The sequence below is a fragment of the Dulcicalothrix desertica PCC 7102 genome (genome assembly GCF_003991905.1).
Lineage (GTDB): Bacteria > Cyanobacteriota > Cyanobacteriia > Cyanobacteriales > Nostocaceae > Dulcicalothrix > Dulcicalothrix desertica.
Genome location: NZ_RSCL01000006.1, coordinates 240,530 through 262,646 on the forward strand (window position 1 = coordinate 240,530; position 22,117 = coordinate 262,646).

Annotated in this window: 17 protein-coding genes; 10 read left to right on the plus strand and 7 right to left on the minus strand. The window is 39.4% G+C overall.

Features of this window, described 5'->3' with window-relative positions:
* Positions 1–184: 184 nt before the first annotated feature.
* Positions 185–1,522 (plus strand): D-alanyl-D-alanine carboxypeptidase, encoded by a 1,338-nt coding sequence (locus tag DSM106972_RS14690; RefSeq protein WP_127081405.1) that lies wholly within the window; start codon positions 185–187, stop codon positions 1,520–1,522.
* Positions 1,523–1,650: 128 nt separating this feature from the next.
* Positions 1,651–2,877, plus strand: coding sequence for an AAA family ATPase (locus tag DSM106972_RS14695; RefSeq protein WP_127081406.1), 1,227 nt, complete (start codon positions 1,651–1,653; stop codon positions 2,875–2,877).
* Positions 2,878–3,263: 386 nt separating this feature from the next.
* Here DSM106972_RS14695 and DSM106972_RS14700 read toward each other — a convergent pair whose 3' ends face one another.
* Positions 3,264–3,998 carry a Uma2 family endonuclease gene (locus DSM106972_RS14700; RefSeq protein ID WP_127081407.1) on the minus strand — a complete coding sequence of 245 codons (735 nt, stop codon included), beginning with the start codon at positions 3,996–3,998 and terminating at the stop codon, positions 3,264–3,266.
* 118 nt (positions 3,999–4,116) lie between these two features.
* Positions 4,117–5,442, minus strand: a complete 1,326-nt coding sequence (locus tag DSM106972_RS14705) for a lipid-A-disaccharide synthase-related protein (protein WP_127081408.1) — start codon at positions 5,440–5,442, stop codon at positions 4,117–4,119.
* Between the two features lie 34 nt (positions 5,443–5,476).
* On the opposite strand from DSM106972_RS14705, the gene DSM106972_RS54895 reads away from it, so the two are divergent.
* From DSM106972_RS54895 to DSM106972_RS14725, 5 genes are all read left to right on the plus strand, one after another.
* The gene (locus tag DSM106972_RS54895; protein WP_267901112.1) at positions 5,477–5,608 is read left to right on the plus strand and encodes a hypothetical protein; all 132 of its coding nucleotides are present in this window, start codon (positions 5,477–5,479) and stop codon (positions 5,606–5,608) included.
* Between the two features lie 25 nt (positions 5,609–5,633).
* Positions 5,634–7,910, plus strand: a complete 2,277-nt coding sequence (locus DSM106972_RS14710; protein ID WP_127081409.1) for a BamA/TamA family outer membrane protein — start codon at positions 5,634–5,636, stop codon at positions 7,908–7,910.
* Positions 7,911–8,010: 100 nt separating this feature from the next.
* Positions 8,011–8,358, plus strand: coding sequence for a YbaB/EbfC family nucleoid-associated protein (locus DSM106972_RS14715; RefSeq protein WP_019493019.1), 348 nt, complete (start codon positions 8,011–8,013; stop codon positions 8,356–8,358).
* Positions 8,359–8,445: 87 nt separating this feature from the next.
* On the plus strand, positions 8,446–8,919 hold the full coding sequence (locus DSM106972_RS14720) for a low molecular weight protein-tyrosine-phosphatase (RefSeq protein WP_127081410.1): 474 nt from the start codon (positions 8,446–8,448) through the stop codon (positions 8,917–8,919).
* Positions 8,920–9,122: 203 nt separating this feature from the next.
* Complete coding sequence (locus DSM106972_RS14725; protein WP_127081592.1) at positions 9,123–9,788, plus strand: response regulator transcription factor; 666 nt, start codon at positions 9,123–9,125, stop codon at positions 9,786–9,788.
* Between the two features lie 78 nt (positions 9,789–9,866).
* On the opposite strand, the gene murB is transcribed toward DSM106972_RS14725, so the two are convergent.
* Both murB and murC read right to left on the minus strand, forming a co-directional pair.
* Entirely contained in the window at positions 9,867–10,859 is a 993-nt protein-coding gene (gene murB / locus DSM106972_RS14730; protein WP_127081411.1) for a UDP-N-acetylmuramate dehydrogenase, read from the minus strand.
* 204 nt (positions 10,860–11,063) lie between these two features.
* Entirely contained in the window at positions 11,064–12,500 is a 1,437-nt protein-coding gene (gene murC / locus DSM106972_RS14735) for a UDP-N-acetylmuramate--L-alanine ligase (RefSeq protein WP_127081412.1), read from the minus strand.
* Between the two features lie 943 nt (positions 12,501–13,443).
* Here murC and DSM106972_RS14740 point away from each other — a divergent pair.
* Positions 13,444–14,457: a type I glyceraldehyde-3-phosphate dehydrogenase gene (locus tag DSM106972_RS14740; RefSeq protein WP_127081413.1), complete on the plus strand. Its 1,014-nt coding sequence runs from the start codon at positions 13,444–13,446 to the stop codon at positions 14,455–14,457.
* A gap of 20 nt (positions 14,458–14,477) precedes the next feature.
* On the opposite strand, the gene thiL is transcribed toward DSM106972_RS14740, so the two are convergent.
* Positions 14,478–15,473 carry a thiamine-phosphate kinase gene (thiL, locus tag DSM106972_RS14745; RefSeq protein ID WP_127081414.1) on the minus strand — a complete coding sequence of 332 codons (996 nt, stop codon included), beginning with the start codon at positions 15,471–15,473 and terminating at the stop codon, positions 14,478–14,480.
* Between the two features lie 259 nt (positions 15,474–15,732).
* Positions 15,733–16,830, minus strand: a complete 1,098-nt coding sequence (locus DSM106972_RS14750) for a peptidylprolyl isomerase (RefSeq protein WP_127081415.1) — start codon at positions 16,828–16,830, stop codon at positions 15,733–15,735.
* Between the two features lie 271 nt (positions 16,831–17,101).
* Between DSM106972_RS14750 and DSM106972_RS14755 the strand changes: the two genes are divergently transcribed.
* A complete protein-coding gene (locus tag DSM106972_RS14755; RefSeq protein WP_127081416.1) occupies positions 17,102–17,737 on the plus strand; it encodes a Uma2 family endonuclease in 636 nt (211 codons plus the stop codon).
* A 225-nt stretch (positions 17,738–17,962) separates the two neighbouring features.
* Positions 17,963–18,688 carry a rhomboid family intramembrane serine protease gene (locus DSM106972_RS14760; RefSeq protein ID WP_127081417.1) on the plus strand — a complete coding sequence of 242 codons (726 nt, stop codon included), beginning with the start codon at positions 17,963–17,965 and terminating at the stop codon, positions 18,686–18,688.
* 130 nt (positions 18,689–18,818) lie between these two features.
* Here DSM106972_RS14760 and DSM106972_RS14765 read toward each other — a convergent pair whose 3' ends face one another.
* Positions 18,819–21,932, minus strand: coding sequence for a PAS domain-containing hybrid sensor histidine kinase/response regulator (locus tag DSM106972_RS14765; protein WP_127081418.1), 3,114 nt, complete (start codon positions 21,930–21,932; stop codon positions 18,819–18,821).
* Positions 21,933–22,117 lie beyond the last annotated feature (185 nt).

The following is a 22,117-nucleotide window of genomic DNA, read 5'->3' on the forward strand; positions in this document are numbered from 1 at the left end:
GACGCGATTAATCGCGTCTCTACAATTAATCGTGTCTCCACAATAAAAAAACAATTTTTTGAAATATTTTTTTGAAATGTTATTCGTTTACAGAGTATGATTTTTCCTTGACTGCAAAGTTAATTAGAGTGTTTCGTTGACTTTGCGATTTCAAATATTGCCAGAGTCCACCAACTCAGTAATCATGCAAAAAATCCTTTGTTTTACTACAGCGCTGTCTTGTAGCCTACTCGCACTTGTAAGTGGATGTTCCTCTAACTCGGACTCGAATGCATCTTCAGCATTGAATGGTGTTGTCAATGCAGTGGCGCCAATAAAAAAGCCAATACCCTTAATAGTAGCACCAGAAAACCCTGACCCAGCGACAACTGCAAAAGTTGAGCAATATCTAAAATCCATAGCTCCACTGGGTTCCAATCAACAAACGCATGGAGTTTGGATGCAATCGGGTGATAAGCTTTTAGCAAATCATCAAGGAACCGTCCCAATTACCGCTGCTTCCATATCTAAAGTAGCCACAACACTGGCAACATTAAAGACTTTTGGACCCGACCATGTATTTGTAACGCAAATTGGTACAAATGGAACAATTGAAAATGGTGTATTAAAGGGTGACTTAATAGTTCAAGGGGGTCAAGACCCGTTTTTTGTTTGGGAAGAAGCTATTGGTGTGGGTAATACCCTTAACCAAATGGGTATTAAGCGAGTAACTGGTAATTTAGTACTTGTCGATAAGTTCTATATGAACTTTAGCCGTAGTTCAGATACAGTCGGCAGATTGTTTCAAACAGCTTTAAACAGTCGTCTTTGGAATCGTCAGGTTAACAATATATACGCAACGCTACCAGCAGGTACAGCAAAACCGCAAGTCATAATCAACGGTAAAGTCAAAACAGATGCAACAGTACCTCCAAACTTCAAATTATTAGTACGTCATAACTCTTATCCCGTTGCTGAATTGCTCAAAAAAATGAACAATTATAGCAACAACGCAATGGCTGACATGTTTGCTGATGCAGTAGGAGGCGCCTCAGTAGTATCACAAAAAGCGTCAGAAGCAGCAGAAGTGCCACAAAACGAAATTTATCTTATCAACGGTTCCGGCTTAACCTACGAAAATAAAATATCACCCCGTGCAGCAGTAGGAATGTTTCGAGCCATAGAAAAACATCTTCAACAATACAACATGACAGTTGCCGATGTATTTACAGTCACAGGACAAGATAAAGGAGTATTAGAACAGCGAAAAATTCCCAAATTCTCTGTAGTCAAATCAGGTAGTTTGGATACCGTCAGTGCGCTAGTTGGAGCATTACCCACACAAAACCAAGGCACAGTATGGTTTGCAATAATGAACAAAAGCGGAGACTTAGTTAAATACCGCAAAGAGCAAGACACATTTCTTACCAAAAAAACAACAGAATGGGGTGTAGCTACAGCCTCACCAACCGAACTTTTGCCAAGTCCCGCACGTCAAGCTAAAATATCCACCAGCGAAATAATCACCGTCCAAAAACCATAATCTTGTAGCACAGGCATCCTTGCCTGTGCATTAATGTATTTTTTTACCACAGAGACACAGAGTACACAGAGAGGTCAATAACGTAAACCCATCCTAAAATATAAGTAAGAAATTTTTAGTTTTAGATTATGAGAATAAAAATATCTAACTTAGGAGCTATAGAGCAAGCAGAGATTAACCTAAAACCGCTTACAATATTTGTTGGCGCCAACAGCACAGGAAAAACATGGACTGCCTATACACTAGCATCAATATTTGGTCAGTACGGATTTGACAAATATATAAAAGCATATAATAAAACCCACATTAAATACGAACTATTAGAAAACGCTTTTGACACTTTTCTACAAATAGGAAGTACTCAAATAGATTTAATCGAATTTGCAAATAACTGCGCTGATAAGTATATCAATGATGTATCTAGTTTGGCGCCTGATTGGATACCAGAATATTTAAATACAGAGAGAGCTAACTTCCAAAACCTAAAATTAGATATTGAATTATCAAATTCAAAAATTAATATCATTGATAAAATTAAAAATTATTCTTTAGACAAGCACGTATCATTTGGTTCCCAATTTACCGTAAAAATCATAAAACAGCAAGGAGAAAATGACATTTACTTTTTCATTATTTATGAGGGAGATTCCAAAAAAACTCCTCAAGTATTAGAAAAAGTTTTTAAAGAGATATTCTCTGAAACAATTTTTGAGATAATCCATAAATGCTTATACTCATATACTTATATATTTCCAACTGAGAGAACAGCTTATACAGGCTTTCCATTCGCTTTTAATACAAAAGAAATAAAGCTCAATATCGATAAGCTTATTCAAGACATTGAACAAGAAGATATATCCGAAACAAAAGTCAATCACAACCAAGAAAAAGTATTAATTAAATTAATTAAGCTTCGCGAATTATTAAATGAAAACGCAGATGAACAGAAAACAAGCAAAGATAACAAACCAAGAATTAAAGGAAATGCTGCTATTCAAAGCTTAATAGAAGTTATAGCAAAAGCCTCTACTATAGAAGATATTACCAGAAAACAGCAAGCACAAGAAAACTCAAAAATTCAAGATTATATTGACTTGGCACAAGCGTTAGAACGTAATATATTATACGGCAATATTGAGATTGACTCATCAAAATTGCAAAATGAAATAGTATTTCATCCTTTAAATAATGGCGCCAGTCTTGAAATGCAAGTTTCTTCTTCAATGGTTAAAGAACTCGCACCATTACTTTTATGCCTGAGATACTTAGCAGAACCAAACGATTTGCTTATTATAGATGAGCCAGAGATGAACTTACATCCCGAAGCTCAAGTACACTGTATGTATCCGCCATAAAAACTGCAATTTAAATATTTAAGGCTTAATCGTACATATTTACTAAATTAAGACGTGATACTACTGGAGTAGATAATGATTGCTTTAAAGATTCGATAGTATAAAACTTGGCGCGTATAATTATTCAATAATGCAAATTCTGCATGAAAATAGGGCAGTTGCTCGCTTCGTGAGCTAAACTGGAGAAAAACTGCTGGAGGACGGACTGCAACCGCCCTCGATAGCAGAGGAACGCTAATGTGTAAGTTATCATGATGTTTCTAGAAAAATCTTCCGGGTAAATCCTGAAGTATTTGACAAAGATATCAGTACGTTTCAGTAGTTTTACCGTGGTAATGAGAACGGTAATAGTATTACTTTTCTAGGTATCCTAGATTTGGAAGTGCCTACACTGCATCTGGGTCTATGCCCAAGCTGCGAAGTTTCTCACGTAAACGAGCGTTTTCTTGTTCTGCTTGTTCCGCACGTTGATGTTCAGCTTCCGCGCGTTCGTCACCTGTTGGTAGCAAAATACCATCATTATTCCACCAGCGCAGCCAAGGCAAATTCGCATTCAGGTAATATCCCTGCCAGATACCTAGTTCTACACCCAGTGGTGCAATAGAATAGTGTCCTCTGATGTTGGGTTGCATTCTTTGATACTTTCCTGCAACCAGTTCATAAACTTCAACAGATGCCTTCTTTTCTTCGTAGATGCCATAATACGCTGGGCGAATTACATTTTCATAAATCCAAAACTTTCCATCATATGGAGTTTTATCACGTTCTTCTTCACCATTACCTGAAACAAACTCTAATACTATCAAAGGGGGGATAAATTCCTGATATAGCACGTAAGAACGACGCAGTTCCCCGTTCAATGTTGGTGGTACATTAGGCACATAAAACCAGTCAGGCGCCTCTGCTCCGCGTTCGGGAGGTTGGGTGACTCGCCAGTAAATGCCACAGTCTTGCCCTATACAATATTGCCCATCGGGATGAATTTGTTGCAAACGCGGTTGAATTGAATCGGTAAGTAAAATACTTTGGGGATGCTCCTGAAAGTTCTTCACGAAAGTGCCGTCTTCACATGGTAGCTGTGTGTGATCAGGTAGAGATGTTATTTTGGCTTCGATTACCATTGCATCACCTCATAAAAAATCAAATTTGTTATTGAATGGCGCCGTCGTAAAGACGTTACATGTAACGTCTCTACATGACCACCACATTACATTATTATATTTTAAATATACGTATGTTCTAACCTAATTTATCTATGATACATTGGGCGATACGTTGTGCGGCGCCTGCTCTACCCATTCTTCGCAAACCATTTTCAGCAATTACGTGTAGTTTGTCGGGATAAGCGAAGAAGTGTTGCACTTGTTTACCAATATCAGCAGCTTGTTCAACTAAAATTACCGAATCTCCTAAAAGACGACTTTGGGCTTCGGCGAATCCTTTTGTAAATTGTGGACCCTTACCTGGTATTGTGAATGCTGGTTTACCTAACCCAATAAATTGTTCTGTTGCTGTTCCTGCCATTGCTATTGCCATATCAGCCATATGCAAGCAGTCGTTATAAGCGTTTTGTGTTAAGACGAAGTATGCATTTTTTTGTTTGAATGTCAAAGCTTTATTATCAGAAAATTTGAAAGGTAGTTCTTCTAATGAAATTTGGCGCCAACCCTGTGAAGTCAGAGTATTAGAGAAAATATTACAATCGAGACTCGGAGTAATGGCGCCTAATAGTACCAAGCTTCTAGAAGTATGTGTAGCTGTATCAGCGCGCATTATTTCCAATAACGAAGATACACCAATCATGATTTGCTCCCAGTTTGCATATGCTTCGGGAGCGCGCGAACCGGGTAGTAATGTCACAACTAAGGGACGAATTATCTCTTTGTGTTCTGCGTCAATACTGTAAGTACGGTATGTAGGGAACGACGGTTCTAGTCCATCCATCATTGGGTTGCCTAAGCCAAATGCTCTTACACCCATTTTTTGTAAAATCTCTGTTGTTAATGAGTCTCTAGGAAACACAGCTTTACAACGGCGCCGCGTCATTAACCAGCGCTCCCAAGGATGGTAAATTGAACCTGAAAAGTTTTCCCAGTAGGCGCCTTTATTGTTTCTCTTTAATAATTTAACTTCCGAAAGGCGCACGTAGTATTCAGACTTTGCAGTTCCTACAAATGCATAATTGACACCGCTAAAGAATCCAAACAGCAGCGGAACAATATCACCGACTGCCAAAATAGCACTTTTTTTGCCTAAAGCCTTTTGTGCCTTCACCCATTGCTTCATAGTCTTAATTTGATTCAGCGTTAGCTGTACCAAACCACCCTTAACATCGCGTACCAACTGCTTCGAGTCCATATACACAAACCCACCACTGGGCATTGCTTGTACAGCACCAATAAACTCTATATCAAATTTTTTATATGCATGTCCTTCCCCTACCAACGGGAAAATGGAAATTTGCGGCGAATCTTCTAACTGTAGTAGTTCTTGTACAACCTTACTCGCGATTATATCCTCGCCGTGACCGTTGCTCAATACCAGTAACTGTAGCTGTGAACTCATATTTTAATAATCACTTAAGAAATAGGAAGTGAAAGTGGTGTATGTATTGGAACATTTAGCACTACTTAACTGTCTAATTAAGTTAAGAGGAGAAATGGGGAAGACAAGCATTTCTTTGGTGCTGGAAGTTAGTAGTGTCCCCATTGCTTTACCTCGCTACAACTAACTCCCAGTTAAATCAGGCAAATTTTATGCGAGTTTATAAGGCTGCGATTTTAACACTCGCCAGTGTTTCTACTGGCAATTTTTCTAACCAAGCAATTGCTGCTCCTACTAACCCAAAGGCGCCTGCAAGCACAAATAATAATATAGTAGTGCCAACAATAGAAAGCACTTTGTCGGCAGTACCAGAGACTATTGCTCAACCAGAAACCAATGATTCCCCACAATTCTCCCAGAATACTGGCAGTGTGCAAAGTCGTATTAATAACAATTCGACTGTAGTTATTAAAACTCAGCCAGCTACAAATACAGTAAAAGCACCCATCCCTATTCCTGTTCCCTCAATACAAGCAACTCAAACAAAAGCACCCGTCCCTATTTCTGTTCCCTCAATACAAGCAACTCAAACAAAAGCACCTGTCCCTATTTCTGTTCCCTCAATACAAGCAACTCAAACAAAAGCACCCGTCTCTATTCCTGTTCCTTCAGTCAGAACTAGTGCAAAACCTGCACCTGCACCTACCGTAAAACCAACTGTACAACAACCCATACAAGCACCTATATCAGAAGACCCAAACCTGGTAGTGCCAGCAGTTGATGTACAAATAGTCGGCGCCAGTCAGGAATTACAAGATATTATTCGTCAAACTATTAAAACTAAAGTTGGGGGAGACACAAGTATTGCTCAAACCCAAAAAGATGTTACAGCAATATTAAATACACAATTATTTAGCAGCGCACGTGTAAATAGTACAAGTACACCAACTGGATTAAGAGTTGTGTACCAAGTACAGCCTTTGATTGTACGGTCTATACAGTTATCTGGCGCCAAAGCTTTAACATATCAAGTTGCGCTCGAACAATTAAAAGAACAACTTAATAAAGATATTAGTCCATCAGCTTTACGGCAAACGGTACAAAAAATCAACCAATGGTACAAAGATAATAACTACAGTCTTGCGCGTGTTATCTCGATTCAACCCGACCGACAAGGTATATTAACAGTCAATGTTGGCGAAGGGGTAGTAAGTGACATCAAGTTTAAGTTTGTAAATGACGAGGGTGAAACAGTTGACAGTAAAGGTAAACCCGTAACTGGACGTACAAAAACTGACTTCATCGCTAAACAATTAAAGTTAAAGTCGGGTGACGTATTTAAAGATGATATTGTCCGTCAAGACGTAATGCGTTTATATGGAATGGGTTTATTTGAAAGCGTAAATGTCACACTCGACGGTGATGCAAATAAAACCGATGTAGTTTATTTAGTCAAAGAAATAAGTGCCCGTTCGATAAATTTAGGGGGAAGCTATAACGCTGACCAAGGTATTCTGGGTACACTCAACTACCAAGACCGGAACGTTGGTGGTATAAATGATACTTTAAGTGCAAATGTTCAGGTCGGGCGCCGTGATTTGCTATTCGATAGTACTTTTAACAGTCCTTACCGTGAAACTGAACCCAACCGCATTGGTTACACTATCAACGCTTTTCGTAAAAATGGACTTTCAGACATTTTAAATGGTGATGTCAAGTTAGCGAATGGTGACAGAATCCGTGAGAGCAAAGTTGGTGGTAGCGTCAGCTTTCAACGTCCTATTGATGATTGGAATACTTCATTAGGGTTTAACTACGAACGTGTTAGTACACGCGACCGTGATGGCAAAATTACTCCAAAAGACGAACTCGGTAATTCTTTAACTCGAAGTGGAACGGGTATTGATGACTTAGCGACTGTTTCATTGACAGCTATAAAAGACCGTCGCGACAATCCTCTCAACCCTACTAACGGTTCTATTCTCAAATTCAGCACCGAACAATCTGTTCCTCTGGGTAACGGTAACATCTCGATGAACAAGCTTCAAGCTACTTACAGCCAATTTGTACCTGTCCAACTTTATCAAAGTAAGCAACCTCAAGTTTTCGCCGTTAATCTCCAAGCAGGTACAGTATTAGGTAACTTACCTCCATATGAAGCATTTTCATTAGGTGGTCCAACCTCCGTGCGAGGATATGACGCTGGTAATGTTGGTAGTGGTCGTAGTTACGTATTAGCTTCTGCTGAATATCGTTTTCCAATTATCCAAGCTTTAGGTGGTGTACTTTTTGCTGATTATGCTTCTGATTTAGGTTCTGGAGATACTGTTGTTGGCAACCCTGCTGGAGTACGTGGTAAACCTGGAAGTGGATTTGGTTATGGCGCCGGTGTTCGATTTGATTCTCCTTTAGGGTTATTACGTGCGGACTACGGTTTTAATGACCAAGGTGAAAGTCGTCTTCAAGTTGGAATTGGACAAAGGTTCTAGAGACGAAGTGGTTTCTTGCGTATAAAAACTGGTCAATTTACCTACCACATCTATAATTAAATAGATTTGATAATTAAGAGATACGCGGAGCGCCCAATTTATGACAGGTAAAGGACAAGGTTTTGGATTCGGTTTAGGTAAAATGAAGGAATTGGCTGATGCCTTTAAAAAAGCACAGCAAGTTCAAGAAGGCGCCAAGAAACTCCAAGAAGAGTTGGAAGCAATGTCCATTCAGGGCGAAGCTGGTGGTGGTATGGTTAAAGTAGTTGTTAGCGGCAACCAAGAACCCAAACGGGTTGAAATTTCTCCTGATGCTTTAAATGAAGGAGCAGATGTACTCTCTGACCTAGTTACTGCTGCGATGAAAGACGCTTACAACAAGTCCACAACAACAATGCGTGAGCGGATGGAAGAATTGACTAGCGGTCTGGAATTACCTGGATTTTAGTCTGATAATATACCCGACTTATTTTAGTCGGGTATACAATAATTGATTGTTCGCCATTACCATCAACCATAAAAAAAATCAATTTTCATGACATACAAGCTACTATTTGTCTGCCTTGGTAACATTTGTCGCTCTCCATCAGCAGAAAACATCATGAACCATTTAATTAATGAGAATGGTTTAAGTCATAGTATTGTGTGTGATTCTGCGGGCACCTCAAGTTACCATATTGGCAGCGCACCCGACCGTCGCATGAGCGCTGCTGCTTTTTCAAAATTAGGTTTTAAACTCCAAGGTCGAGCTAGACAGTTTTCTGTGTCTGATTTTGAAGACTTTGACTTGATTTTAGCTATGGATAAAGACAACTACGCTGATATTTTAGCCGTCGATACCTCTTCAAAATATCATCATAAAGTCAAATTAATGTGTGACTTCTGTTCACGACACACCCTTAAAGAAGTCCCCGACCCTTATTATGGTGGTGCCGAAGGATTTAACCAAGTTATTGATTTACTCGTTGATGCCTGTGAGGGTCTACTAAAACACGTAAACACTTACTAACTATATATTTTTCTCTATGATACAAAACGTATCTTTATCGTTACATAACTTATTAATTTTATATTTTCTTTATAAATATGCTCAAAGAGAGTTATCAACTGATAATAGTGTCATAGTATGAAAATTAGGAGTACTATTCCTTTTCAACAGTGATAACTCATAGTGAATTTGATGTCGAATTTGTAAGTCGGGGTTTAGAGTCCATGCCCTTGACAATTCTAGTTGTGGATGATGATTTGGGCACTCGTTTATCTATCAGTGATTTTCTAGAACTATCTGGGTACTCGGTGATTGCTGCTGATGATGGCGAACAGGCTTTAACAATGGTAGAAAGCTACCACCCCGACCTGATAGTCACTGATATTGTAATGCCGCGAATGAATGGTTACGAACTCGTGCGTCGAGTGCGACAACAACCAATGTTCCGTTTATTACCTGTAATATTGCTCACAGCACGGACTAAAACCCAAGAACGAATTTTGGGTTATCAATCTGGATGTGATTTGTACTTACCTAAACCATTTGAACTTGACGAGTTAGCTGCTGCGATTCGTAATTTATTAGAGCGTTCAAAAATTATTCAGTCTGAATATCGTATGCAGCAGTCGGAGGAGTTATACGATTCAAATCAACATACACAATTAGAAAAACCCCAAGAAAAATATCAGTTATTTGAACCTTTAAGCAAGCGAGAACAAGAAGTACTTCTGCTAATTAGCGAAGGACTTTCAAACGCGGAAATGGGCGATAAGATTCATCTTAGCCCACGTACTATTGAAAAATACGTTAGTAGTTTATTTCGGAAAACGGGTACTAATAACCGTGCCCAACTTGTGCGTTTTGCAATTAAACACGGACTTGTAGAATAATTAGGAATTAGGAGTGAGGAGTGAGGAGTGAGGAATTTTAACTCCTAACTCCTAACTCCTAACTCCTAACTTTTATATTTATGCCATTTTAAAATTGCCAATCATTTTAACTTCTGGTTCTAAGGCAATTGACCAATGTTCTTTAACATTGTGTTGGATGTGACGAATAAGATTAAAAATGTCACAAGCACTGGCGCCGCCACAGTTAATAATAAAGTTGGCGTGACGTGGTGCGACTTGTGCTTTACCAATTTGGTAGCCTTTTAAACCCGATTGCTCAATTAACCACCCTGCTGAATATGGTTTGGGATTGCGGAAAACACTACCACAACTCGGTTTATCGTATGGCTGTGTATTTAAACGGTGTTCTTTATGGTGCTTTGTAGTGGCAGTAACTACTGCGGGGTCGGCGCCTGGTTGAAGTTGAAATGTTGCCTGAGTAACAATATTTTTGCCACCCTGAAGCTTGGATGTACGATAGGTGTAACCTAAATCTTCGCTTGTAAAAGTTCTAAGTGTACCGTCTTCACATAAAACTTCAGCACTAACAAAGATATCTGCGATACAACCGTTGTGGGCGCCTGCGTTCATAACGACTGCACCACCAACTGTTCCAGGAATACCTACAGCCCACTCAAATCCTTGAAAACCATGCTCTGCTGCTTGCCAAGCTAAACCAGGAATAGCTTCACCTGCGGCAACTGTAACTAAACCTGTTTCTTCTTCAAAATGACTATGACGCAAATGGCGAGTTCCAATTACCAAACCGGAAATACCACAGTCGCTAACTAACAAATTAGAACCAGCACCCAAAACGGTTACCGGAAGTGACTGTTCATAAGCATACCGAATACTGGCTTCAAGGGCAGTAATATCACGAGGTGCTACATACCATTCTGCGGGACCACCAACACGGTAAGATGTATATCCTGCCAGCGAAACTTTTGGTCTTACAACACAATCAGTTCCAGGTAAATAAATCACTTTATTATCAACTTGAGCCGTTTTTTTACTACTAGCAATAAGTTTCTCACTGTCGCAGATATATGTATCTGCTGAAAAGATTGTCATATTCACCTTCTTAGAATTTTTTTTGAAGCCAATAATACCGTAAATATACGGTTGATAATTTGGAAATAACGAACATGTCTGACCTTAGCTAGGTTAAAAAAGCTACCACTAATAGGTGATGAGCCAGAGTAATTACAGAATATTTACAAAATGTTTTCTGAAATTTTCTGGCATCAAAATTCTATTCAAATAGCTTACTCCCGCTTACGATGTTGCTTGTGCGGGCTGACGCATAGCGGTAATTAGTTCAGGAATTACAGAGTTTAGGTTTCCTGCTCCTAAAAATAGCGCTAAATCACCAGGGCGTAAAGATTTAAGCAAATACTCGTATACTGTGTCTAATGTTGGCTGATAATCAACATGCGAGTTGTGTTTGCTGATTTCTTGTGCTAATTTTTCGCCGCTGACTAGTCCTAAATTTGGTTCGCCTGCACTATATATATCAGTAATTACCGTTAAATCAGCGCTTCGGAAGCTTTCAGCAAATTCATCTAAGAAGGTAAGTGTACGACTGTAGCGATGTGGTTGGAAAATTGCTACTACTCTTTGTCCTGGACGTGCTTGTAAGCGTGCTGCTGCTAAAGTCGCCCGAATTTCGCTAGGGTGATGAGCATAATCATCTATAAAGGTGATACCATCTACTTCACCTCGGAATTCAAAACGGCGCCTAGCACCCTCAAACGTTGCTAAACCTTTGGCAATTTCACCAAATTCTAATCCTAATATTCTACCAACAGCTACTGCTGATAAAGCATTGCTAAGATTATGACGAGATAATAAACGTAAATTCAAAACACCTAAAGCTTTGCCGCGTTCCCAAACTAACGCTCTCGACCCATCCGCGCGATAGTCTACATCTGTAACATAGTAATCGGCGCCTGTATCAGGAAAAAGGCTGTAAGTTACAGTTGGTTTTATACGGTCACGCACTGTTTCACAATCAATACAACCAACTAAAATTTCACAACTGTTAGTAAAAGTTTGGAAAGTATCAATTACCTGCTCTAAAGAATCGTAGTGGTCAGGATGATCAAGTTCTATATTAGTAATAATACCTATATAAGGCGAATGTTTTACGAGTGAACCATCCGACTCATCAGCTTCTGCAACTAAATAGCGACTTTCTCCAAGTCGAGCGTTACCAGACCAAGCTTTGACTTCACCACCTACTAAAATAGTTGGGTCGAGACTTGCTTCAAGTAACATGTAACCAATCATGCTACTAGTTGTAGTTTTACCATGAGTTCCTGCAACTGCAATACTTTCATATTCAGAGATTAGCGCCGCAAGTACATCACTTCGATGGAAAATTGGGCAACCTTTCTCGATTGCTGCTTTGTATTCCAAATTACTTGTATTAATTGCTGTTGAGCATATTACTTGTGGTAGATGCTCATTACTTAAGCTAGATTCAGCGTTTTTGTCGTTTGGCTGAAAGAATTCAAGATTACTTGCTTCTTGCTTACTAAATATATGGGCGCCAATTGCTTCCAATTGATGGGTCATATGATTAGGACGTAAGTCCGAACCCGACACAGGCAGATGACGTTTTGCCAGCACATAAGCAAGTGCAGACATTCCGATTCCGCCAATGCCAATAAAATGGAAAGGTCTACCGCTAAAATCTACTGTTTTCTTCATTACAGAACTCCTCTTACACCACACCACACTAAAAGTACAAATATCACGGGTATCATAACAGGTATTTTACTAGTTACCTCGTAGGCGCGCGATTCACAAAAGCGCAGTTGTGCATTAAACTATATCCTCCTTTACGTCTGGTTTATTGAGAACGATTTTACATGGATTCTTCATGTTTTTCTCTAACTGAATTAATAATATGTTTATTCTGATATTTCCAACACTATCGGGAAACATACGACTGTAAATGCATTCTCCATCTATATGATTGATGAAAGTGAGAAGGCAATTCGCGGACAATCAATAGTAACCGAAGTACCTGAAAACGACCATCCCTTAGTATTTAAAGCGTAGCTCTACATATGTATACTGGTTATAATTACCTTCATCCGCACTCTACACTTCGGCTTTTATACAGCAATAACTTATATAGGAATATAAGCATAAATAAAACTAGCTTAGTACCTCTATATTGTGTAGTAGCTGTTGATACCTCCTGACTCCAGCGTGTTAATACTTAGGGTGTTAAGACTTAGGACGCTCTGACTTTTTTAAGTGCAAACAAGTAAATACTCTTGATATTTACCTTATGAACCCGTGTTCCATTTGTCTGTTGACGCCAAGTGGTGAGAATATAACTTAGAATCAGGCCAATACGCAAGCAAATAATGCAACAACTACATAAATAAGTTAAAATGTTCAGCGTTATTTAAACCAATATACCTGTCTACACCGTTAGATAGAGGTACGTCAAGTCAACAGTGTTACAGAAACCTGGTTTCTACGCAAAATCATTGTTTTCATTACAGTTGTCACAAAGAAACTAGGTTTCTATATTTTTTTTTAAGATTTAACGCTTAATAGTTATAAATACTCCCCCTTTGCGGTATGATTGTGGTCATAAGTAGCATTTTTTAGGCATAAATACAGAGGGCAAGACGCTGTGATTAGAGTTGCAATCAATGGTTTCGGTCGCATTGGACGAAACTTTGCGCGTTGTTGGGTAGGCAGAGAAAACAGCAACATCGAACTTGTTGCGATTAACGATACGTCTGACCCAAAAACGAACGCACACCTTCTCAGGTATGACACGATGCTTGGAAAATTAAGGGGTGCTGAAATTTCTGCTGATGACAACTCAATTATCATCAACGGAAAAACTGTCAAGTGTGTGTCAGACCGCAACCCAGAAAACTTGCCCTGGAAAGAATGGGGAATTGACCTTATTATCGAAGCGACAGGTGTATTCACGGCAAAAGAAGGCGCCATGAAGCACGTCAATGCAGGAGCTAAGAAGGTTTTAATTACTGCCCCAGGCAAAAACGAAGATGGTACATTTGTAATGGGCGTTAATCATCATGATTACGACCACAATAAGCATCACATTATTAGTAATGCTAGCTGTACCACAAACTGTCTGGCGCCAATCGCAAAAGTGTTGAACGAGAAATTCGGCATTATCAAAGGCACCATGACAACCACCCACAGTTATACTGGTGACCAACGCTTGCTTGACGCTTCACACCGCGACCTCAGAAGAGCGCGCGCTGCGGCTATGAATATTGTACCAACTTCAACTGGTGCGGCAAAAGCTGTAGCATTAGTATTGCCAGACTTGAAAGGAAAACTAAACGGTGTAGCACTACGTGTTCCTACACCTAATGTTTCAATGGTTGACTTTGTAGTTCAAGTCGAAAAGCGTACTATTACTGAGGAAGTGAACGAAGCTCTCAAACATGCTTCAGAAAACGATTTAAAAGGTATTCTCGGTTACAGCGACTTACCTTTAGTATCTTCTGACTACCAAGGTACCGATGAATCTTCTATCGTTGACGCTAACCTCACACTCGTTATGGGTAGCGATATGGTAAAAGTCATGGCTTGGTACGATAACGAGTGGGGTTACAGCCAGCGCGTACTCGACTTAGCAGAATTAGTTGCTGCTAAATGGCAATAATTAAATAGAGACGTGATTAATCACGTCTCTACAATAAAGTGTTGAAATCCCCGGTCAAGTGTAAGAACTTGGTCGGGTATTTCTTTTTTATCGTCATGGACTACTACATTTAAGTTGGATGTGATTGTCCCAATAATTGCTGCATTTCTACCAAATTCTTGAACTAATATTTCAGCTTCGAGATATGGTAAGCACAGTACTAATTCAAAATCTTCACCCCCGTATAATACGTATTCTAAAGTTTGTATAGGTGTAAGCCAATTTTTAAAAACTTTGGGCACGGGTATTTTTTGCCACTCTAAAACGGCGCCGACATTACTAGCACGGCAAATTTGTAACACCGCATCCGCGAGTCCGTCACTACTATCCATTCCACTAATTTGGCTAAAGTTAATATCCTTACGTATAGGCAGAATATCGAGACGGGGTTGAGGACGTTGGTGAGCTTTTATTAAAGTTTGTTTATCAGCTTCATTTATATTTTCTCCTATTTCTGGGTATAGTAATAACTCTAAACCCGCACGCGAGGCGCCATGAACACCTGTAACAATAATCGCATCACCGACTCTAGCAGTATTTCGTCGAATAATATTTTGGGGATGTGCTTGTCCAAATGCAGTAATAGAAACAGTTATAACAGGCGCCCGTACTAAATCACCACCGACTATCGAAGCATTATATTGTTGTAAGCACTCAGTCATTCCACAATACAAACGCTCTACCCAATCAACTTCGATATCACCTGGCAAAGCTAAACCAACAGTAATACCTAATGGAGAGGCGCCCATTGCCGCTAAATCAGATAAATTAGCAGCAACAGCACGCCAACCAACATCTTCAGGTGATGTAGTAATTTCACTAAAATGAACGTTATCAACTAATACATCAGTTGTAACTACTAAAGATTGTTCAGGTTCTGTAATTAATACAGCAGCATCATCGCCGATAACATCTGACGGACAAAAACGCTGTAGAATCTTTAAAAGACCTTGCTCCCCAATACCGCGTACTTTCATTTTTTGGAATTAAAATTACTATACATACCCACTTATTAGATGCTATGACTGAAATTCAAACAATTTAGCATCAGATATAATATTGAGTGAACTACAACAAAATAAAGTCTTTATGAGAAGAGATAAGTTGACGAGTAATGAAAGTTAAAGAAATTATACAAGCTATTTGTATTAACTAGGTTCTATTTAGATTTCCGACTTATTGAATAAGTCGGAAATCTTGTTCATAAGGAAATCCCAAACCAAAAAGATAAAAAAATTACGCTGTTGGTTCAACTAAATTTTCTAAACCATCAATAACTTTTGCCGATTCAATTTTATCACCAGCTTTGAGTTCGTCTAAAACTTCCTTACCTTCGGTGACATAACCAAAAATGGCATAACGACCATCTAACAAATTACGTCCAGCAGGTGTTAACTCTGGTTCAAACAAAAAGAAGAAAATTTGCGACGAACCACCATTGACATCACGCTCTGGACGTGCTAGAGCTAAGGCGCCAAACGAAGAGAAAGGTAATACAGGCATATCTGTATAGCGACCAGCTTCTTCTAAAGTAGTACCATAAGTAGGCGCCTTATCACCTTCTACCAAAACTTCAAACGGAACCGCGCGGTATTTCTTAGTTTTAGGGTCAATAAAACCATCAGCATCTTTGGGTTTACCAGTTTGAAGAACATAAGACTCTTCAGAACGAGTAAATTCCAAACCGTTATAAAAACCACGTTGAACCAAATCAACAAAATTACCAGCAGTTACAGGTGCGCTATAACCGTCAACTTCAACCGTCATATCACCCTTATTCGTCTGAATCGCTATTTTCGCGTGACCCTTGAGTTGAGGCAAATTACTATATTCGCTAGGAACTTCGTAAGGGAACGCTTTTACCATCAGTTGTTCTAAATCACCGACTAAATCTAGAACAGCAGCACGTTCTTCACGAACCTTTTCTTTATCTTTAACTTCTGCAACAGCACGGAGCGATTCAACTTTTGTTTTGATTTGCTCAATTAACTGCTGTGCTTCAGCTTGACCGGAAGCAGGAACCGCAGCGAGAATTTTATCAGGCTTATCAAGAACACGCGATGCTTTCTTTACATCATTATTAACTGCACTCCAACGCTTGTTAGCACGTAGCTGGTTAGAGATATCTTCTATACTTTTTTGCAATTCACGAACAGGTTTATTATCGATAGGCAGTGCGTAACGTAACAGCGCTTTACCGTCAGTAATGGCATTTCCTGCTGGCAGCGCAGCATAACTAGGGGGAGTCCACCCAGTAGTAATACCTAAAATTAAAGTTAGCGACAGCACTAATTTTAGGCTGCCCTTCAGTTTGGTTTTTAATAAATCGAACATGGAGACTACTCAACGAGCGCATTAATTTTCTCAACTGGGTGTTACCCATAAACAATCTTCCCACAGACGCGATACCCAAGCGTCTCTACAATTGGAATAACGATTTAAAAATCTTGCTGCGATGGCGCCATGTTTAGATAATTTTTACCTCCTAATCTGATTACAGCTTAATTTTTTATGATACTGATATATTTTTATTTTTCAATTTATAGTAATAATATATTATAATAGTTAGTCTCCAAAGTGAGAACATAAAGGCACTGGCTTGACTATGGTTGCCGTTCAATATCAAACTTATACTGTAGAAGAGTTTTATAACCTGGACTTGCCCGAAGGTCAGGAGTATGAACTGGTAAATGGAATTGTTACACCAATGTCTGAACCTTCAGGAGAACACGAAAATCTCAGGTCTGAATTACTTGTAGAACTACGTTTAGAAAGTAGACGCTCACAACTTAGGTTACTGGTGCATCCTAAACCGGTGTTGGAACTAGGGCCAAGAGACACTCGCAAACCTGATTTAATCGCTATTGACCGAGACTCCTGGAACCAACAAACTTCAAGTGAAGCTATATTAAAACAAGCTCCTAGTGTTGTAATTGAGATTGTCAGCAGTAATTGGGAAGAGGATTATCGTAACAAACCCCTCTGGTATGCTGCCTTTGGAGTAAGCGAGTTATGGATTATTGACCCCTTGTTCACTATTGCCCGTTATCCAAAACGCAAAAATCCTAAAATTCAAGAACCGACCATCTCTATCGGTAAACTGGTTCCTTCACGCAGTATTTTAATTGAGCGAGAATACGAATTTGAAAGTTTTACAGGTAAAGATTCTATTAAATCGCAGTTCTTTCCAAATTTAAATTTAACTGTAGAGCAAATTATTGCATTCGGCGCCGGAATGTAGAGACGCTCACCTGGTTTATAATCGTGTCGTTTGATAGATAAATTTTCTTGTGGGGTGACTTTGATTGCCCGCCCAGATATTTGGTGCCCATATTAAGAACGGGCAAGGATGCCCATTCCACTAATTTAGAATGCCCATTTCACTAATTTAGCCTAAAGAAAGAAGCGCGCGGTATAAAAATTGAGTAATGTGAGGCTGGTTGGTTAAAGTTAAGGATAAAAGTCTGTGGTTCCAATTCGCGATAATAATCCCACGACAATCACCCCATATGTAACTTTTGGGCTGATTGCGATTAATGTTTTAGCTTTTATATATGAGTCGAGTCTCCCTCCTCAGTATTTGGATGGGTTTATGCATTTATTCGCGGTTGTTCCACGCGAGTTAAGTTTGAGTTTTGGTGGAGCGACAATTAATCAGCCTATACCTGAGTGGAGTACTTTGATTACTTCTCAATTTCTACATGGGGGTATATTGCATTTGGGCGGAAATATGCTGTTCCTGTGGATTTTTGGTAATAACGTCGAAGATAAGCTTGGTCATATTAAGTATTTAATTTTTTACTTAGCATGTGGGGTTTTGGCGTCGCTGACTCAGTGGTATTTTGCCCAAGGTTCAAATATTCCGAATTTAGGAGCAAGCGGCGCCATTGCTGGAGTTATGGGCGCCTACATTCTACGTTTTCCTCAAGCTGAAATTCTTGGTGTTGTACCTTTAGGTATATTTTTCCCGACTTTTAGAGTACCTGCGTACTTTTTCTTAGGATTTTGGTTCTTGCAACAGGGATTTTATGGTGTGGCAAGTCTGGAAACAACTACTAATATAGGTATGGAAAGCGGTGGTATTGCATATTGGGCACATGCTGGTGGTTTTGTGTTCGGCGCCATTCTTGGGCCATTGTTAGGTTTGTTTAGCGATAAAAGAGCAGAAGAAGAATATTTTTACCGACAGTAACATTGTAGAGACGCGATATATCGCGTCTTTACATCGCGTCTTTACATCGCGTCTTTACATCGCGTCTTTACATCGCGTCTTTACATCGCGTCTTTACATCGCGTCTCTACATCGCGTCTCTACATCGCGTCTATGTTCTTCCTACTAAAGAAGCGACGACGGTAGTTAATTCTGCTGCTTCAATTGGTTTTGGAAGGTGTAATTGAAAACCTTCTCTAATTGCGCGTAATCGGTCTTCTGTACGAGCATAAGCTGTAAGTGCTGCGGCAGGTATGTTTCCTCCAGCGTTGGATGGTAACTCACGAATTTTACGGATTAGCGCGTATCCATCTTCACCAGGCATTCCTATATCGCTGACTATTACATCTGGTTTACACTGAGATATTAATTCAAGTGCTTCAGTTACAGAAGCAGCAGCTTGTACTTGTGCATAAGATTGTTCGAGAACAGTTACTACAAAGTTGCGGGTATCAGCTTCATCATCCACAACTAGTACACGTATCCCTTCGAGTGAGGGTAAAAAGCTGAATGCTGAAGAAGGTGTATTTGAAGAGGATATGATGTCTAATGAAGTTGTTTGAATCTGCTCATTACTCAACAGTGGTAGTTTAACTGTGAATGTGGCGCCCAATCCTTCTCCTTGACTTTCAACTGCGACGTTACCACCGTGAAGTTCTACTAAATGTTTGACTATTGCTAAACCTAAACCTAAACCCCCATGTGTTCTTGTACTCGAACTGTCTGCTTGTCGAAAACGGTCGAACACATAAGGAATAAAATCAGGTTGAATACCAATACCGTTATCTTTGACTTGAATTAAGACTTGCTCTAAGGCGCCGCAATGCTCACAATTGACTGTTGATAATCTAATTAATTTAATTTCGACTTCTCCTCCAACTCCCGTAAATTTAATCGCGTTGGATAGTAAATTCCAAGTTACCTGCTGTAAACGCTCTGCATCACCTTTAACGAAAAGTTTAGAATCCTGAATTGTAAATATTACTTGTATGTGTTTTGCTTCTGCTGCAGTACGCACTGTCTCAATGGCTGCTTCTACAATTGGTACAATATTACACGGTGCGACATTGAGCCGTAATTTACCACGGATGATACGCGAAATATCAAGCAAATCTTCAATTAGTTGCTTTTGAGCGCGTGCATTACGTTCAATTGTTAAGAGCGCTTGTGCTTTTTTTGTGGGGTCAAGATTTGGGCGCCCAAGAAGTAACTGTGACCAGCCTAATATAGAATTTAGGGGTGAGCGTAATTCATGCGACAAAATAGCCAAAAATTCATCTTTCATCCGGTTTGCATCGCGCAGTTGGTCAGCTTGCTGCTGTAATGAACCAAGCAAACGTGAACGTTCTATGGCAATAGCAATTTGGTCACACACTGCTTGCATCATGCCAATTTCGTTTTGGCTAAATTTAGTACGCGAACGACTGCCAAAACCTAGCGTTCCATATAATTGCCCCTGAGCTATTAATGGATAACTAGCAAAAGCTGTAATTTCTAAATCTCGAATCAATTCAGTTTTAGGGTTAGTACTATTCTGTACATCTTCTAGGGCGATAAATTGACGTTCGGCAGCAACAGTTCCACATATCGCTTCATTAAAATGTAATACATTAATATTTGTTGCGACTGTTTCTGTAACACCACTATACGAAGCTAAATGTAACTTCTGTTTGGGTTCATCAACTAAATAATTAAAGTAACAATCTAAACCTATTTGTTCTGATAGCTTGTGGAAAACACTGTGGAGTAATGCTATTGGTTGTTGACTCGATAACAAATCGCTCGCAGTTCCAAAAAGCAGTTGAAGGCGCTTGTAACCTAAAGACAAAGCTTTTTCGACTTCTTTGCGCTTACTAATATCTTGAAACATTAACACGCAAGTTGCAGGGCGCCCATACATTTCGCTTAATGTATCAGCAAATATCAGTAATGAACGAATTTCACCATTGGGATTATGCCAGTCAATTTCGACACCATCCAACCTTTCGCCACGTGCAACTCTTACACCCGGCATTTGTTCGTCTGGAATACGCTGCCCTGTGGAATCTGTACAATAATAAACTGTATGATATTCTTCGGCTGATTTGCCTTTAGGAAATTCACCCCCAGCAATTTCATCGGCTGCACGGTTAGCAAAAATAACTTTGGCAGTTTTTGGTTCAATCAAAAGTAAAGGCGCCGGCATTAAATTAAGTAAATATTCAAGCCAGTTTTGCTGATTACGAAGCGTAATTTCGACTTGTTTACTCGCAGTAATATCATTATTAATCGCAAGAATTTGATGAAGTTCGCCATTTTCTTTCAAAATCGGCACATATTTTATTAACGTAGTAAATGTTCCACAGTTAGGTAAAGTTACCGTTGCTTCTGTAGTTTGTGTCGTCAGAGTTTGCTGTGCTTGTATCAGCGCTTTTAAATAAGTATCTGTAACAGTAGATGGAAAAATTTCTTCATCAGTTTTTCCTATAACTTCTTCGCTCTTATTATTCGTGAGTCGCAGTGCAGCGGCATTAACAAACTCTAGTTTTCTTTGCGCGTCATAAATAACAAACATGTCAGGAATATTATCTACAGCTAAACGGAAGCGTTCTTCGCTTTTTTGCAATGCAGCTTCAACTTGCTTACGCTCACTCAAATCAAGAATAAAGGCTACTAACTCCTCACGTTTTTCTCCTGTCAACGTATAACCCACCAATATTGGAATCCGAGTTCCATCTTTACGAATCAGCTCTTTTTCATAAGGCTTGCAAATGCCATACTTTTTAGCTTCGGCAATGCGTTCTGTTTCTAAATCTATATATTCGGGTGGTGTAATATCAATCCAACGAATTCTTAGAGCTTTTAAATCTTCGCGCTCGTAATCAATCATCCGTAAAAACTCATCATTGGCAAGACTAACGTTACCGTATATATCACCAAACAGAATTCCAATTATATTCGATTCAAAAAAACTTTGAAGTTTTTGTTCATTTGCATTCAACGCCGCTTGCACCCAATCTCGCTGACGACTTAGTTTCTCGATACTTGCTGCGCTGCGCCATATAATAATGGTGAAAATTACAACTAAAACAATTGCATAAAGTCCAAACGCAAACCCTGCGTCAAAAACCCCAGCGCGTATTCCCCTATATACCCACCATCCAAGAATGAGTGGAACTACAACAGCAGCTAGCAGTAACCGCCTTACTAAATACCCAGCGTAGCTATCGCTTGTGATTAATCGCATCAATCTCTTGCTCCGAAGCTAGCACACAGTATACCCACACACAGCACAAATAACGTGAATGCGGTAATCATCGATGCCATCATACTTGTATAGAAAGTAACAAGAGCAAAATGGCTTACATCATACAAATTGTGAATTATCTATCTTTTACTCCTTTTTACATTTAAATTGAGACAAAAAGTGTT

Bases quoted from the DNA above. Each gene is read 5' to 3' on its own strand.
- DSM106972_RS14690 (WP_127081405.1), top strand. From the start codon at position 185: ATGCAAAAAATCCTTTGTTTTACTACAGCGCTGTCTTGTAGCCTACTC.
- DSM106972_RS14695 (WP_127081406.1), top strand. From the start codon at position 1,651: ATGAGAATAAAAATATCTAACTTAGGAGCTATAGAGCAAGCAGAGATT.
- DSM106972_RS14700 (WP_127081407.1), bottom strand. From the start codon at position 3,998: ATGGTAATCGAAGCCAAAATAACATCTCTACCTGATCACACACAGCTA.
- DSM106972_RS14705 (WP_127081408.1), bottom strand. From the start codon at position 5,442: ATGAGTTCACAGCTACAGTTACTGGTATTGAGCAACGGTCACGGCGAG.
- DSM106972_RS14710 (WP_127081409.1), top strand. From the start codon at position 5,634: ATGCGAGTTTATAAGGCTGCGATTTTAACACTCGCCAGTGTTTCTACT.
- DSM106972_RS14715 (WP_019493019.1), top strand. From the start codon at position 8,011: ATGACAGGTAAAGGACAAGGTTTTGGATTCGGTTTAGGTAAAATGAAG.
- DSM106972_RS14720 (WP_127081410.1), top strand. From the start codon at position 8,446: ATGACATACAAGCTACTATTTGTCTGCCTTGGTAACATTTGTCGCTCT.
- DSM106972_RS14725 (WP_127081592.1), top strand. From the start codon at position 9,123: ATGCCCTTGACAATTCTAGTTGTGGATGATGATTTGGGCACTCGTTTA.
- murB (WP_127081411.1), bottom strand. From the start codon at position 10,859: ATGACAATCTTTTCAGCAGATACATATATCTGCGACAGTGAGAAACTT.
- murC (WP_127081412.1), bottom strand. From the start codon at position 12,500: ATGAAGAAAACAGTAGATTTTAGCGGTAGACCTTTCCATTTTATTGGC.
- thiL (WP_127081414.1), bottom strand. From the start codon at position 15,473: ATGAAAGTACGCGGTATTGGGGAGCAAGGTCTTTTAAAGATTCTACAG.
- DSM106972_RS14750 (WP_127081415.1), bottom strand. From the start codon at position 16,830: ATGTTCGATTTATTAAAAACCAAACTGAAGGGCAGCCTAAAATTAGTG.
- DSM106972_RS14755 (WP_127081416.1), top strand. From the start codon at position 17,102: ATGGTTGCCGTTCAATATCAAACTTATACTGTAGAAGAGTTTTATAAC.
- DSM106972_RS14765 (WP_127081418.1), bottom strand. From the start codon at position 21,932: ATGCGATTAATCACAAGCGATAGCTACGCTGGGTATTTAGTAAGGCGG.